11 protein-coding genes and 1 tRNA gene are annotated in these 14,814 nt (G+C 43.8%); 10 read left to right on the top strand and 2 right to left on the bottom strand.

Annotated features, from left to right (window positions below; all coding sequences use genetic code 11):
* Window positions 1-79: 79 nt before the first annotated feature.
* From NLX67_RS08370 to NLX67_RS08395, 6 genes are all read left to right on the top strand, one after another.
* Window positions 80-151 (top strand) — tRNA-Glu (locus NLX67_RS08370).
* Between the two features lie 253 nt (window positions 152-404).
* Window positions 405-2,279: a 1,4-alpha-glucan branching protein GlgB gene (gene glgB / locus NLX67_RS08375; protein WP_046178503.1), complete on the top strand. Its 1,875-nt coding sequence runs from the start codon at window positions 405-407 to the stop codon at window positions 2,277-2,279.
* 1 nt (window position 2,280) lies between these two features.
* Window positions 2,281-3,444: a glucose-1-phosphate adenylyltransferase gene (locus tag NLX67_RS08380; RefSeq protein WP_254311357.1), complete on the top strand. Its 1,164-nt coding sequence runs from the start codon at window positions 2,281-2,283 to the stop codon at window positions 3,442-3,444.
* Window positions 3,444-4,454: a GlgC family sugar phosphate nucleotidyltransferase gene (locus tag NLX67_RS08385; RefSeq protein WP_254311358.1), complete on the top strand. Its 1,011-nt coding sequence runs from the start codon at window positions 3,444-3,446 to the stop codon at window positions 4,452-4,454. The genes NLX67_RS08380 and NLX67_RS08385 overlap by 1 nt, the downstream gene beginning before the upstream one ends.
* Window positions 4,451-5,902: a glycogen synthase GlgA gene (gene glgA / locus NLX67_RS08390; protein ID WP_254311359.1), complete on the top strand. Its 1,452-nt coding sequence runs from the start codon at window positions 4,451-4,453 to the stop codon at window positions 5,900-5,902. The genes NLX67_RS08385 and glgA overlap by 4 nt, the downstream gene beginning before the upstream one ends.
* Window positions 5,892-8,273, top strand: a complete 2,382-nt coding sequence (locus NLX67_RS08395; protein WP_046178507.1) for a glycogen/starch/alpha-glucan phosphorylase — start codon at window positions 5,892-5,894, stop codon at window positions 8,271-8,273. Before glgA ends, NLX67_RS08395 begins: the two co-directional genes overlap by 11 nt.
* 16 nt (window positions 8,274-8,289) lie before the next feature.
* Here NLX67_RS08395 and NLX67_RS08400 read toward each other — a convergent pair whose 3' ends face one another.
* Window positions 8,290-8,811 (bottom strand): TraR/DksA C4-type zinc finger protein, encoded by a 522-nt coding sequence (locus NLX67_RS08400; protein ID WP_052728289.1) that lies wholly within the window; start codon window positions 8,809-8,811, stop codon window positions 8,290-8,292.
* 76 nt (window positions 8,812-8,887) lie between these two features.
* On the bottom strand, window positions 8,888-9,799 hold the full coding sequence (locus NLX67_RS08405) for a 1,4-dihydroxy-2-naphthoate polyprenyltransferase (RefSeq protein WP_082091440.1): 912 nt from the start codon (window positions 9,797-9,799) through the stop codon (window positions 8,888-8,890).
* Window positions 9,800-10,089: 290 nt separating this feature from the next.
* On the opposite strand from NLX67_RS08405, the gene NLX67_RS08410 reads away from it, so the two are divergent.
* Genes NLX67_RS08410 through menB form a run of 4 tightly spaced genes read left to right on the top strand, consistent with a single transcriptional unit; the run spans window position 10,090 to window position 14,773 of the window.
* Window positions 10,090-11,478 carry an isochorismate synthase gene (locus NLX67_RS08410; RefSeq protein WP_254311571.1) on the top strand — a complete coding sequence of 463 codons (1,389 nt, stop codon included), beginning with the start codon at window positions 10,090-10,092 and terminating at the stop codon, window positions 11,476-11,478.
* The gene (menD, locus tag NLX67_RS08415) at window positions 11,471-13,174 is read left to right on the top strand and encodes a 2-succinyl-5-enolpyruvyl-6-hydroxy-3-cyclohexene-1-carboxylic-acid synthase (RefSeq protein WP_254311361.1); all 1,704 of its coding nucleotides are present in this window, start codon (window positions 11,471-11,473) and stop codon (window positions 13,172-13,174) included. Before NLX67_RS08410 ends, menD begins: the two co-directional genes overlap by 8 nt.
* Entirely contained in the window at window positions 13,171-13,965 is a 795-nt protein-coding gene (menH, locus tag NLX67_RS08420) for a 2-succinyl-6-hydroxy-2,4-cyclohexadiene-1-carboxylate synthase (RefSeq protein ID WP_254311363.1), read from the top strand. The genes menD and menH overlap by 4 nt, the downstream gene beginning before the upstream one ends.
* Entirely contained in the window at window positions 13,955-14,773 is an 819-nt protein-coding gene (menB, locus tag NLX67_RS08425; protein ID WP_046178510.1) for a 1,4-dihydroxy-2-naphthoyl-CoA synthase, read from the top strand. Before menH ends, menB begins: the two co-directional genes overlap by 11 nt.
* Window positions 14,774-14,814 lie beyond the last annotated feature (41 nt).

Consider the following 14,814-nt stretch of genomic DNA (forward strand, 5'->3'; position numbering starts at 1 on the left):
AGGCTGAAGAGGCGCCCCTGCTAAGGGTGTAGGTCGGGTAACCGGCGCGAGGGTTCAAATCCCTCCTTCTCCGCCAGCTGGCCCCTTGGTCAAGCGGTTAAGACACCGCCCTTTCACGGCGGTAACACGGGTTCGAATCCCGTAGGGGTCATACGAAACACCAGGAAGTTATTTTTAACTTTCTGGTGTTTTTTTATTTGTGAAATTTTAACATGCAGTTTATAGTTATTTTTTAAAAAAACAGGGAAAATAATAAATAAATAAATAAATAAATAAATGTTGAAAATAAAGAAGGAAAACCAGGTATTTTTAAAGAATACTAACAATATGGAAATAAATACTGAATTCTCTGCATTTTCCTCTTTTCCACTTCACCAAGAATACATAAATAAAGGGTGTGGACCATGTCATCAAAAACTTTTTATCCAAGCAATTTTGATCTCCATTTATTCCATGAAGGAAATCTTTTTAAGGCGTATAAACTATTCGGGGCTCATATCCAAAATGAAAAGACATATTTTGTTTTATGGGCGCCAAATGCAAAGAAAATACGGGTTATTGGTGATTTTAACAATTGGGATGGCTCAGAATTCGAAATGAATCGAATATCAGCTGAAGGCGTATGGTTTTTAGAAGTTCCGCTTAACTTAGAAGGTTCATTGTACAAATATGAGATTGTAGCTCAAAGCGGCAGAGTTATTCATAAAACGGACCCGTTTGCATTTATGACCGAACTCCGCCCAAAAACAGCAGGTGTAGTTAAAGCGCTTAATGGATATGAATGGCGCGATCAAGAATGGGTTAATAATAGACAGCCTTCACACATATATGAGGAGCCACTGGCTATTTATGAAATGCACCTGGGTACATGGAAACGAAAAGGAAAAGATGAAAATGATCTTTATACGTACCGGGAATTAGCTGAAATGCTTATTCCGCACGTGAAAGAACAAGGATTCACCCATATTGAAGTGATGCCTATAACAGAGCATCCCTTTGACCGTTCCTGGGGCTACCAGGGCACTGGTTATTTTGCAGCAACGAGACGGTATGGTGAACCGAAAGATTTTATGTACTTTATTGATGAATGCCATCGTGCAGGATTAGGTGTCATTATGGACTGGGTGCCTGGTCATTTTTGCAAAGATGCACACGGACTTCATAATTTTGACGGCAACTTCAGCTATGAATATGAAAATAGCTGGGACCGCGAAAATTATGTATGGGGAACGGCTAATTTTGATTTAAGTAAAACAGAGGTACATAGCTTTTTAATTTCAAATGCTCTTTTTTGGATGGATTATTATCATATTGATGGTTTTCGTGTAGATGCCGTCTCCAATATTTTTTATTGGCCAAACCGGGATGGGCTTGAAGCTAATCCGCATGGTATATCTTTTTTGCAAAAACTAAATAAAGCTGTTTTTTCATTTAAGCCGGAGGCACTTATGATAGCGGAAGATTCAAGTGATTGGCCGCAGGTAACCGCCCCTGTTCATCAAGGCGGAATAGGTTTTAATTACAAATGGAACATGGGCTGGATGAATGATGTGCTTGAATACATGGAGACCCATTGGAACGAGCGTCCGGAAAAACATCACTTGATGACATTTTCACTTATGTATGCATACTCGGAAAACTACATTTTGCCGTTTTCACATGATGAGGTTGTTCATGGGAAAAAATCGCTGCTTGATAAAATGCCCGGTGACTATTGGCAAAAATTTGCTCAACTGCGCCTGCTGCTTATGTTTATGATCGCACATCCTGGAAAGAAACTCTTGTTCATGGGAACAGAGCTTGCTCCATTTTCAGAGTGGAAAGATCTTGAAGAAATAGATTGGCATTTAATGGATTATGATATGCATCGTAGCTTCAACCATTACTTTACGAAACTCATGGATTACTATAAAGCAGAACCAGCGTTATATGAGCGTGACCATAGTCCAGAAGGCTTTGAGTGGATCGATGTGCATAATCATAAACAAAGCGTTTTGTCATTTGTTCGCAAAGATAAAGATGGAAACACACTCTTGATTGTGTGTAATTTTGGTGAATATGGGTACAGTGATTATAAAGTAGGTATTCCGGAAGAGGGGCTTTACGAAGAAGTTCTCAATAGTGACAGTGCTTTATATGGAGGCTCTAATCAAGTAAACAATAACCTTATTAAAACATTTTCAGATTCATTTCATGGGCAGCCGGCTTTTGTTGAAATAAATGTACCGCCATTTGGCGCAGTTTATTTGCGCCGCGTAGATAAAAAAGGGAGGAACTAACATGGCAAAACAAAAATGTGTAGCAATGCTTCTGGCTGGAGGAAAAGGAAGCCGTTTAAAAGAATTGACGGAGAGCCTTGCGAAACCAGCGGTGCCATTCGGTGGAAAATACCGTATTATTGATTTCCCGCTATCTAATTGTGTAAATTCAGGTATCCATACAGTTGGTGTATTAACACAGTATCAACCACTTGTGTTAAATTCATACATTGGAATTGGGAGCGCCTGGGATCTTGACCGTAAAAACGGCGGAGTAACCGTTTTACCTCCTTACAGTGAATCGTCTGAAGTGAAATGGTATTCTGGCACAGCAAGCGCCATTTATCAAAATTTGAATTATATTAAACAATATGACCCCGAGTACGTCCTTATTTTATCCGGTGATCATATTTATAAAATGAATTATGACACAATGCTTGATTATCATGTTGAAAAACAAGCCGATGTCACGATTTCTGTAATTGAAGTGCCTTGGGACGAGGCAAGCCGCTTCGGAATCATGAATACGGACGACGAATATAATGTAACACGCTTCGATGAAAAGCCTGAAAAACCGGAAAGCAACCTGGCTTCTATGGGGATTTACATCTTTAAATGGTCAGTTCTTCGCAAATATTTAGAAATGGATGAAAGCAATCCAGATTCATCGAATGATTTTGGCAAAGATGTTATTCCGGCGATGCTTGCAGATGAGTTGAAACTCATGGCTTATCCTTTTAAAGGATACTGGAAAGACGTAGGGACAGTAAAAAGCCTATGGGAAGCAAATATGGACTTACTCGATGACGAGCAGGATTTAAATTTGTTTGAACATTCGTGGCGTATTTATTCGGTCAATCCAAATCAGCCGCCTCAAATTATCGGAATGCAGGCAAAAGTAAAGCACTCACTTGTGAACGAAGGCTGCGTAATTGATGGATCGATTGAGCAGTCAGTCATGTTCCAGGGAGTGGAAGTAGAAGAAGATACGATTATTAAAGAATGTGTGGTTATGCCGAATGCCCGTATTGGCCGCGGTTCTTTTCTTGAACGGGCAATCGTTATGAGTGACTTGGAAGTACCGGAAAACACAGTCATTCGAAATAATTCTGATGACATCTTGCTCATAACAGAATCCTTTTTAGCAGAGTTCGCTGAACAACAGACAAGAGTGGAGGAAGCCTAATGAAAAAATCGATGCTTGGTGTCATTGATGCAACAATGCTCCCGGGAGAGATGGGTGAGCTCGCAGCTCACCGCTCTCCTGCGGCCATTCCATTTGCGGGACGATATCGGCTTATTGATTTCGTGTTATCCAATATGGTCAATTCGGACATTCAAAGTGTAGCCATTTTTCCACGGTCTCCATACCGGTCATTAATGGATCATTTAGGTTCTGGAAAAGACTGGGATTTGAATCGCAAGCGCGATGGGCTTTTTTTCTTCCCGGCCCCTGCAAAAGAAGGGCAGTTTAGCCGACTGGCGGAACACCTTGATTATTTCAACCGCAGTGATCAAAAATATGTCCTTTTGTCAAATTGTACTACTATAGCGAACATGGACTTTGCGCCTGCGTTGGACCGGTTCATTAATGAAAAATGCGATATTTTAGAAATTGTCCATAAAGGCGAATCTGCCCATATTTATCTTTTATCATTGGGTCTTTTGCTTGATTTAATTAAAAATCGTAATGAAACCGGCTATCAATCCGTACAGAATGTCGTCGAAGATTCTAGCTCTTCACTAACAAAATGCCAATATGAATTTGAAGGTTTTCTAAAGCGGATAAAATCCGTTAGCGATTATTATCAAACGAGCATGCAGCTGCTTGAAAAAGATAAATGGAGCGAGTTGTTTAATGAGTTTCAGCCAATTTATACAAAAGTTAAAGATGAACCACCAACAAATTATTTAGCAGGTTCATATGTAACGAATGCCATGATTGCGAATGGCTGCATTATTGAAGGAGAAGTAAATCATAGTATTGTGTTCCGTGCGGTAACCATCGGGAAAAATTCAACAGTGAAAAACAGCATTGTTATGCAAAAAAGTAAAATAGGTCAAAATTGTATTTTAGAACATGTGATTCTTGACAAAGACGTATCAATAGAAGACGGTGCCGTGCTGCGCGGGACACCGGACAATCCACTTGTTATAAAAAAAGGATCTGTTGAAAGAGCGGTGGCAAACTCGTGAAAGTTTTATTTGCGGTCTCAGAGTGTGTACCGTTTGTTAAATCAGGGGGGCTTGCGGATGTGGCAGGCGCCCTTCCAAAAGAATTAGCCAAAATGGGAGTAGACGTGCGGGTTATTATGCCGAAATACGGTCTTATTTCCGAAAAATATGAAAAAGAAATGAAACAAGTGGCGGTTTTTACCGTGCCTGTCGGTTGGCGTAATCAATATTGTGCTGTTTTTGAGCTAGAGCAGGATGGTGTCACCTATTATTTTGTCGACAACCTTTATTATTTTAGAAGAGATAGTTTATATGGTCATTACGACGATGGGGAACGTTTTTCTTATTTTACGAGAGCGGTTCTAGATTCATTGTATCATCTTGACTTTTTCCCGGATATTCTGCACTGTCATGATTGGCATACTGCAATGATTCCGTTTATGCTCAAGGTTGAGCATCAGCATCGCCCGGGATATGAAAAAATCCGCTCGATTTTCACTATTCATAATTTAATGTTTCAAGGCATCTTTCCACCTCAGGCTGTGACAGATTTATTAAACTTACATAGCCAGCACTATCAGACAGGACAGCTTGAATTTAATGGGAATACGAATTTTATGAAAGGAGCACTTGTCGCTTCCGATGAAATTACGACCGTCAGCCCAACATACAGGAATGAAATTTTAAATCCCTATTTTGGTGAGCAGCTTGAAGGCGTACTTCAAGAACGGCAGGGCGATTTAACCGGCATCTTAAACGGGCTCGATTATTCGATTTACAGCCCGGAAACGAATGAAGCGATTGAACCCTACAGCGTCGATGATATGTCTGGAAAAGGAGAAAACAAGCGCCGACTTCAAGAGTTTTTCCATTTGCCGTTACGTGAAGATGTTCCAGTTGTTGGGTTGATCTCACGTCTGACAAAACAAAAAGGGCTTGATCTCGTTCGCCATGTATTCCATGAAATGATCCGGGAAGATGTTCAATTCATCCTGCTTGGCAGTGGAGACCCGGAATTTGAGCATTTCTTCCGTGAGATGGAGTGGGTATATCCGGAAAAGGTTCGCTCTTATATTGGGTTTAACGAAAAGCTAGCGCATCAAATTTATGCAGGATCCGATTTGTTTTTAATGCCTTCTCAGTTTGAACCATGCGGCCTTGGACAATTAATTGCGATGAAATATGGTTCTCTCCCGCTTGTTCGGGAAACGGGCGGCTTAAACGATACGGTTCGTTCGTACAATGAAGAAACAGGGGAAGGCAATGGCTTTTCATTTAGCAATTTCAATGCGCATGACATGCTGAATACATACCAGCGTGCTCTATATCTTTATCAAGAAGAGCCCGCAGTCTGGGCGAAAATTGTCGAGAGTGCAATGCAAGCAGACTACAGCTGGTCGCAATCTGCAAAAGCGTATATGAAACTGTATGAGGATGTATCCAACAGGAGGGAAAGTCATGTTTTCTGATAAAAAAGCGTTTCAGGATTCGTTTAAAAAGCGGCTGGAGCAATCCTATAGTGTCAGCTTTCAAGAGTCAACACGTGCTCAGCAGTTTGTCACACTTAGCAGTATGGTGCGGGAACATATTAGCACCGAATGGATTGAGACGAACGAGCGTTATCGGAAAGGCGATAAGCAAGTGTATTATTTATCCATTGAATTTTTGCTTGGCCGCCTGCTCGGACAAAATTTAATCAATCTTGGTTTATATGAAACGCTTGAAACGTGGCTGGCTGATTTAAGCATTCCACTTGACGAGCTTGAGGAGATTGAGCCGGATGCCGCGCTTGGAAATGGCGGCCTTGGTCGTCTTGCTGCCTGTTTTTTAGACTCGCTTGCTTCCTTAAACTTGCCTGGTCACGGATGTGGTATTCGTTATAAACACGGCTTATTTGAGCAAAAAATGGTAGATGGCTTTCAAATGGAGCTGCCAGAAAATTGGCTTAGTTATGGATATGTCTGGGAAGTACGAAAGTCGGATTTATCGGTAGATGTTCCGTTTTGGGGCAGTGTAGATGTTATTGAACGTGAAGAAGGCACCAAATTTCGCCACGTAGATGCAGAATATGTAAGGGCAGTTCCGCACGATATGCCAGTTGTTGGTTATGGCGGCGAAACGATCAATACATTGCGTCTATGGAGTGCGGAAATGTCGACAATGACACCGATGCACGATGTGCTAAAATACAAGCGGGAAACAGAAGCCATCTCTGAATTTTTATACCCGGATGATTCCAATGACGAAGGGAAAATTTTGCGCTTAAAACAGCAGTATTTTCTCGTTTCTGCGAGTATTCGCTCGATTTTGCGCCGATTTCTCGGCAATGGCGGTGAGCTGAAGGATTTGCATGAACATGTGGCTATTCATATTAACGATACACATCCGGTTTTGGCAATTCCAGAATTGATGCGTTTGTTGTTGGATGAATATCAACTTTCATGGGATGCCGCATGGTATATTACGGAAAGAACCTTTGCTTATACAAACCATACGACGCTTTCAGAAGCACTGGAACGTTGGCCGATTCGGATTTTCAAGCCACTTTTACCGCGCATTTTCATGATCGTAGAAGAAATTAATGAACGGTTTTGTAAAAGTTTGTGGGAAGAGTATCCAGGAGAATGGAATCTAATTGAGAAAATGGCGATAGTTGCCAATAGCGAAGTTCGGATGGCACATTTAGCGATTGCCGGCAGCCATAGTGTAAATGGTGTAGCCTGGCTTCATACCGAAATTTTGAAAAACCGTGAAATGAATGATTTTTATCAATTCCAGCCGGAAAAATTTAATAATAAAACAAACGGGATTACCCATCGCCGCTGGCTGCTAAAAGCGAATCCGGAATTGACTTCTCTTTTGACAGATACAATTGGTAACGGGTTTCAAAAGGATGCTGCTGAGCTGTCCAAACTTGCACCTTATGCAAACGATTCCGCATTCCTTGAAAAGCTATGGAATGTAAAAACGAAGCGGAAAGAAATTTTGGCGAAGCGCATTTTTGACCAGAATGGTATTAAAGTCGATCCAACATCTATTTTTGATGTACAGGTAAAAAGGCTTCATGCGTACAAGCGACAGCTGTTAAATGTCCTTCATATTTTGGCGCTGTATAATAAAGTAAAAGCCGATTCTTCTTATCAAATGGCGCCGCGCACGTTTATTTTCGGTGCCAAAGCATCGCCAGGCTACTTTTATGCGAAGCGGATTATTAAGTTAATTCATTCAGTCGCCGATCTGGTGAATAACGATCCAGCAACAAAAGGGCTGATTACGGTTGTCTTTATGGAAAATTACCGTGTTTCGCTTGCGGAAGATATTATTCCGGCGGCGGATCTAAGTGAACAAATTTCCACGGCGAGTAAAGAAGCATCAGGTACCGGCAACATGAAATTTATGATGAATGGTGCGCTTACAATGGGGACGCTGGATGGAGCAAACGTGGAGATTTTAGAACAGACAGGTCCGGATAATATTTTCATTTTTGGGCTGAAAGCGGAAGAAGTTATGGCGTACGATAAAGAAGGCGGCTACCGTTCTATGGATTATTATCATCATGATCCGCTTATTCGCCGAACACTTGACCAGTTGGTGGATGGCACGCTTGATGATAAGGGGCTGTTTGGCGTTATTTACGACTCTCTGTTAGGGGAAAATGATCAATATTTTGTCTTGAAAGATTTTGAATCGTACCGAAAGGCGCAAGAAGAAGCCGGGCGTATTTATGCAGACGATCCAGAACGATGGCGCAAAATGATGGTTCACAATATTAGTGGCTCCGGCATTTTTTCCAGTGACCGGACGATCAAGGAGTATGCGAAAGATATTTGGCACATTTAAAAAAATCCAGCGGCGGTTACGTCGCTGGATTTTTTTCGTCTTCCTCTTCTTTATACAATTCATTGTAATTTTCTTTGTCTTCACTGAAGTCCGATGGCGTTTCAGATGTCCCATCGTTTGCTGCGTCACTGAAGCTGTCAATCCCGTCATCCGGGTGAGAGATACGGTCTTCCGGCACGCGGTCAGTCTCGGGAGTCTGGTCAGGAGAGTTCTCAACCGAATAAAGAGTGGTTGGAACAGCCTGTAGCCGTTCAAAAGGAATTTCTTCGCCGCTTTTTTTGCAAATGCCGTATGTACCTTCTTTCATTGCTGCAAGAGCGGCATCAATTTTCTCGAGTTCCACGCGGCGGTGCTCGTCAAGCGCTTTATCCCGCTCACGCTCATACAGCTCGGTGCCCGTATCGGCCGGATGATTGGCGTATGAAGATAGGTCACCAACATCTTGATTCTCTTCATCTTGCTCAAGCTGTTCAGTCAGCTGTTGTTTTTGGCGGAGCAGTTCCTGCTTCAATTCAATCAATTGTTCTTTCGTCAACATAAGTCGTCTCATCCTTTCATCTATATCCCTCTATAACCGTTTTGTCATAAAAAAAAACCCGATTGGAAGGATCGGGTTAAAAAAGGTAGCTGATGCATAGGCCGGTTGCTAACAGAAATCCGTAAATCGTGTTTGTCTGCGCAGTCGCTTTCATCGCAGGCATCATGTGAAGCGGATTTGATTTTTCTTTAAACCCATTAATGGATTTGATCGCTTTCGGAATACTTAAATATGAAAGAAACAGCCAAAAAGAGCCTAGATCTGTAAACAATAAAACAATTATCCATAGAAATGCAATGACAAACGAAGCAGCGAGAAGCATAACAGCACGGTCATGGCCAATTAAAATAGCGATCGTTTTCCGTCCAGCTTCTTTATCGCCAACACGGTCCCGAATATTGTTTGCCAAATTAATGCCACCCACGAGTAAAATAATCGGAACCGAAAATAATACAGCTGTCATTGAAAGAAAGCCAGTTTGAATGAAAAATGAAATGTAAATAATGACGCCGCCCATAAAAAATCCGGACGCGGCTTCACCAAATGGGGTATAGGCAATTGGAAGCGGGCCGCCCGTATACAAGTAGCCAACAGCCATGCAGATTAACCCGATTAAGCCAATCCACCAGGAAGAAACGGCGCAAATGTAAATACCAAGCAAAAGAGCAATGCCAAAGAAAGCAAATGCCATATTCAGCACGGTTTTTGGCTTTACACCGTTCCGGACGATGGCGCCGCCAATGCCAATCGATTTCTCCGTATCGAGGCCACGCTTAAAATCAAAGTATTCATTAAACATATTTGTTGCTGCCTGGATGAGCAGGGACGCGGTCATCATGGCTAAAAACAAGGGAACGTGCAGGTCTGTATGCGCAATGGCGAGCGCTGTCCCGAGAAAAACCGGCACGAACGCAGCGGTTAACGTATGAGGCCGCATAAGCTGCCACCATATTTGAAAACCGGTATCCGCCGAAGGGGTTTGATTCATTATTCTTCTCTCCCAATCCATCATTGTGAACGATTAAACAAATGTCCTTTATCAAGTGTAGAAAACGGAACCAAAAGTGTCAATCATTTTTCAATATTGCAGCCGTCCGGAATGTTTTCGGAAAAATCGAACATTGTCATTCAGAAATGAAAATGTGATATAAGTGGTATATAATAAAGAGTAAAGATAAAGAGCGCGGCATTTGCCGCAACGTCTTAATGCCCTGTAAAATAAGAGGCTAAAGAAGTTTGACCGTATGTGGTCGGCACAATGGAGGGATTTCATTGGCTATGATAAAGGGGCATCCGCTTAAAGGGGCCTTTGTTGATTTTATAAATGATATAAACAGTTCGACTTTGTTCAGCTATGTAGAAAAAGTAGAAAAAGGCGATCCGATCCGTTTTTATGAAAACGGAAAAGAATGGTATAAAGGAGAGCGGTTTTATTTTAAAGACCGCGACGGCGAGCGGATCATTGCCGGATTGGGAAGTGTCCGGACCATCCAAAGCGCAAGTTTCGGCCGTTTTGCGGATGTGGAATCGCAGTGGGATGCATTTATAGACCGTTCGTCGATACACAACCCGTATGATATTTATGGAACAGGTCCTGTCGCATTTGGCGGTTTTTCTTTTGATCCGATGCGGCGTCAAGGAGAAGAATGGTCCCGGTTTGCGCCTTCTTTTTTTTATGTGCCGGAATTGATGATGACGGTTTATGGTGGTGAAACATATGTGACTGTCAATGTAGTTTGTGAGGACGTGGATTCAAGTCTTTTGTTTGACCGAATTGAAGAACGAAAGCATGCGATCTTATCGGATATGAAGCGTCCATCTGAAAAAGAAGCGGTACTGATGGAGCTTCGTGCCGGTAATACAGCTGCTTGGAAGAAGTCGGTTCAGGCTGCTGTCGATGAAATCGAAACAGATACCGAATTGAAAAAAGTCGTGCTCGCTCGGAAAGTAACAGCGGCTTTTGATGGAACGGTATCATCTGACCGCATTCTTCGGCGTTTGAATGAAGGACAGCCAGACAGCTTTGTTTTCTCAATTGAAGCAATGGACAGCTGCTTTTTAGGCGCTTCTCCGGAAAGGCTTGTGAAAAAGCAGTCTCAAATTGTATTGACGACGTGCCTGGCTGGTTCAACTGCCCGTGGTGCAACAGAGCTGGAAGACACAGAACTAGCTGAAGCACTATTGCATGATGACAAAAATCGGATTGAACATGACTATGTTGTGCAAATGATTCGCCAGGAAATGCAGTCGATGTGCCGGCGTGTGACGGTACCGGATGCACCGGTCGTCATGAAAGTAAGAGACATCCAGCATTTGTATACACCGGTTGTTGGCGAAGCAAATGAAGAAGATTCGATTTTGCGATTTGTGGAAACACTTCATCCAACACCTGCATTAGGCGGGCTGCCAGGTGAGAAAGCACTCAGGGTCATTCGTGAGTTAGAAGAAATGGATCGCGGTTTTTATGCGGCACCGGTCGGCTGGATGGACTACCGAAAAAATGGCGAGTTTGCCGTCGCTATCCGTTCCGGGCTGATTGTGCAAAATGAAGCCTTTTTATATGCAGGCTGCGGGGTCGTGCCGGACTCCAATCCGGAAACAGAGCTTGATGAAACAAATATGAAACTGCGGCCTATGCTGCGGGCGATTGGAGGCGGCAATGAGTAACCATCAAGACAATATGACGCAGTATAACGCGCATTTTATCGACAGCCTCGTCCGCTCTGGCGTCAAGGTGGCAGTCATCAGCCCGGGCTCCCGCTCAACACCGATGGCTTTGTTAATGGAAGAGCATCCGCGGCTGCGTACCTTTATTCAAGTAGATGAACGGTCGGCCGGCTTTTTTGCGCTCGGTTTGGCGAAAGCTTCGCAAAATCCGGTTGCGCTTTTGTGTACGTCGGGCACGGCAGCGGCAAATTACATGCCAGCTGTCGCTGAAGCAAAAATTTCACGGGTTCCGCTTATTGTATTGACATCGGACCGCCCGCCGGAACTTCGCGACGTTGGCGCACCGCAAACGATTGATCAGCTTCATTTGTATGGACATACGGCAAAATGGTTTGCGGAAATGGCGATGCCGGAAGCAGCGGAAACGACTTTACAATATGTTCGCACACAAGGCGCGCGCGCTGTGTTTGAATCACTTACTGCCCCCGCTGGACCAGTTCATTTGAACTTTCCGTACCGGGAGCCGCTGATGCCGGATTATGATGGCGTTTATGAACGAATGTCAATCCCGGCACCAGTCCGGCTGATTTCTGGTAAAAAAGTGCCGGATCCAATTATGATGGATGACATTGCCAAAGCGGTCCAAGTTGAAAAAGGGCTTATTGTCGCAGGTGAAATCATGAAACCGGGAGCTGCTGCTGCCATTGTGTCACTTTCCGAAAAAACAGGCTGGCCAATTGTTGCTGACCCGCTTTCGCAGCTTCGGAAAAATGATAAAGTGATCGACAGCTATGACGCTTTTTTACGCGATGATGAAGTAAAGGACGCATTAAAACCGGAAGCGATTATTCGGTTCGGTGCACTGCCAGTGTCTAAAGCGCTTATGCTCTTTATGAAACGCCACCACGATATTCCACAAGTAATTATCGATGCGGATGGAGGCTGGCGTGATCCGTCACACATCGCAACGCATATGATCAACGTCGATGAATCAGCTTTTTGCAATGAAATGGCTAATCGGCTGGAGCAGAAGCCATCCGATTGGCACGAAATATGGCAAGACGTGAACGAAGCAGCCCGATCTGAAATGAAAAAAGCGGAAGGGATGGATGAAGGGGCTTTGTTCCGACGTTTTTTGCAGGCAGTGCCGAACGGTGCTTCTGTTTTTACGGGCAACAGTATGCCGATCCGAGACCTTGATTCGTTTTTATTTTCAGGAGAACAAAATGTCCGCCTTCACGGAAATCGCGGTGCGAATGGCATTGATGGACTCGTCTCGACGGCGCTTGGTATTGCAGCGAGCGGTGAGACTGTTTTTGCTGTCATGGGCGATTTATCTTTTTTCCACGATGTAAACGGACTGCTGGCGGCGAAAATGAACGGCTTGTCGATGACCGTTCTTATCATGAACAACGATGGCGGCGGTATTTTTTCTTATTTGCCGCAAGCGGGTGAACAAAAGCATTTTGAGAGGCTGTTTGGTACACCGTCCGGCTTAAAGTTTAATCATGCAGCGGCATTGTATGGCTGTCATTATGTTCCGATTACAAGTGCTGCCCAGCTGGAGAAAGAACTAACGGAAAAACGTGAAGGCGTAACCATTTTAGAAGCGTTTACAGACCGGGCAGAAAATACAGCTATTCATCGTAAGCTATGGCAGAATGCAATTGAAGCAGCAAAAAAGGTAATTCAATGATGTTTTTTTTTCACATAAAAGGAGAGGGAGAACCTGTGCTTTTCTTGCATGGGTTCACCGGAAGCTCCGGCACGTGGGATGGGATGGAAAAGCTTCTCCCATTTCAACTGATTATGCCGGATCTCGCCGGTCATGGACAGACAACACGCCTTTCAGCCAACCTTGAAGCCGAAGCTGAAGCATTAAAGCAAATGATGGACAAAATAGGATTTACAGCTTTTCATCTTGTTGGCTATTCAATGGGCGGGCGGCTGGCTTTGGCTCTGGCACTTCTACACCCTGAAGCTGTCCGCTCTCTCGTCCTTGAGAGCACTTCACCTGGACTTCAAAACGAGCAGGAACGCGCGGCAAGAAGATCTTCGGATGAGAAGCTGGCGCAAAAGATTGAAAAAGGCGGCATTGCTTCATTCGTCGATTTTTGGGAAAACATTCCGATGTTTGACTCGCAAAAAGCGTTGTCGGTGCCCATACGGGAAACCATTCGTTCTGAGCGCTTGAAGCAGTCAATAGAAGGACTTGCATCATCGCTTCGCCAGATGGGAACAGGAAGGCAGCCATCCTACTGGGACCGGCTTTCCGGTCTGAATATGCCTGTATTGCTTCTCACTGGCACAAAAGATAAAAAGTTTACTGGCATCGCCCGTCAAATGAGCGAATTGATCCCTTTTTGCGAATGGATTGAATTTGATGAAGCCGGTCATGCAATTCATGTGGAGCAACGTGGAAAATTTGGTACAATAGTAAAGACGTTTTTGTCGAACACAAAAGGAGGAAAACAAGATGGCAGTTAATTGGGTAAAAGAACGTGAATATGAAGATATTAAGTATGAAACGTATAATGGCATTGCCAAAGTGACGATTAATCGTCCGGAAGTACATAACGCATTTCGTCCGAAAACGGTCATGGAAATGATTGATGCATTTGCTCGTGCGCGTGATAATTCAAAAATTGGCGTTATTATTTTAGCAGGAGAAGGTGGAAAAGCATTTTGCTCCGGCGGCGACCAGAAAGTGCGCGGGCACGGCGGCTATGTTGGAGAGGATGAGATTCCACGCTTAAATGTGCTCGACTTGCAGCGCTTGATCCGTGTCATTCCAAAACCGGTTATCGCGATGGTAGCGGGTTATGCGATCGGCGGCGGCCACGTGCTTCACGTTGTATGTGATTTAACGATTGCAGCGGACAATGCGGTGTTCGGCCAAACAGGTCCAAAAGTCGGCTCATTTGATGCTGGGTATGGTTCAGGTTATCTTGCCCGCATTGTCGGACATAAAAAAGCGCGTGAAATTTGGTTCCTTTGCCGTCAGTACAACGCACAAGAAGCGCTCGATATGGGTCTTGTCAACACCGTTGTACCGCTTGAAAAGCTGGAAGAAGAAACGGTGCAATGGGCGGAAGAAATGCTTGAGAAGAGCCCGACGGCACTTCGCTTTATTAAAGCAGCAATGAACGCGGATACAGATGGCCTTGCAGGACTCCAGCAGTTTGCAGGCGATGCGACACTTCTTTATTACACAACGGATGAAGCAAAAGAAGGACGCGATTCATTTAAAGAAAAACGCGATCCGGACTTCGGCCAATTCCCGAGATTTCCGTAAGCAATAAGAAAAAGGGTGTCCACTTTATGGACACTCTTTTT

The organism is Domibacillus sp. A3M-37, from assembly GCF_024213455.1.
Classification (GTDB): Bacteria; Bacillota; Bacilli; order Bacillales; family Domibacillaceae; genus Domibacillus; species Domibacillus tundrae.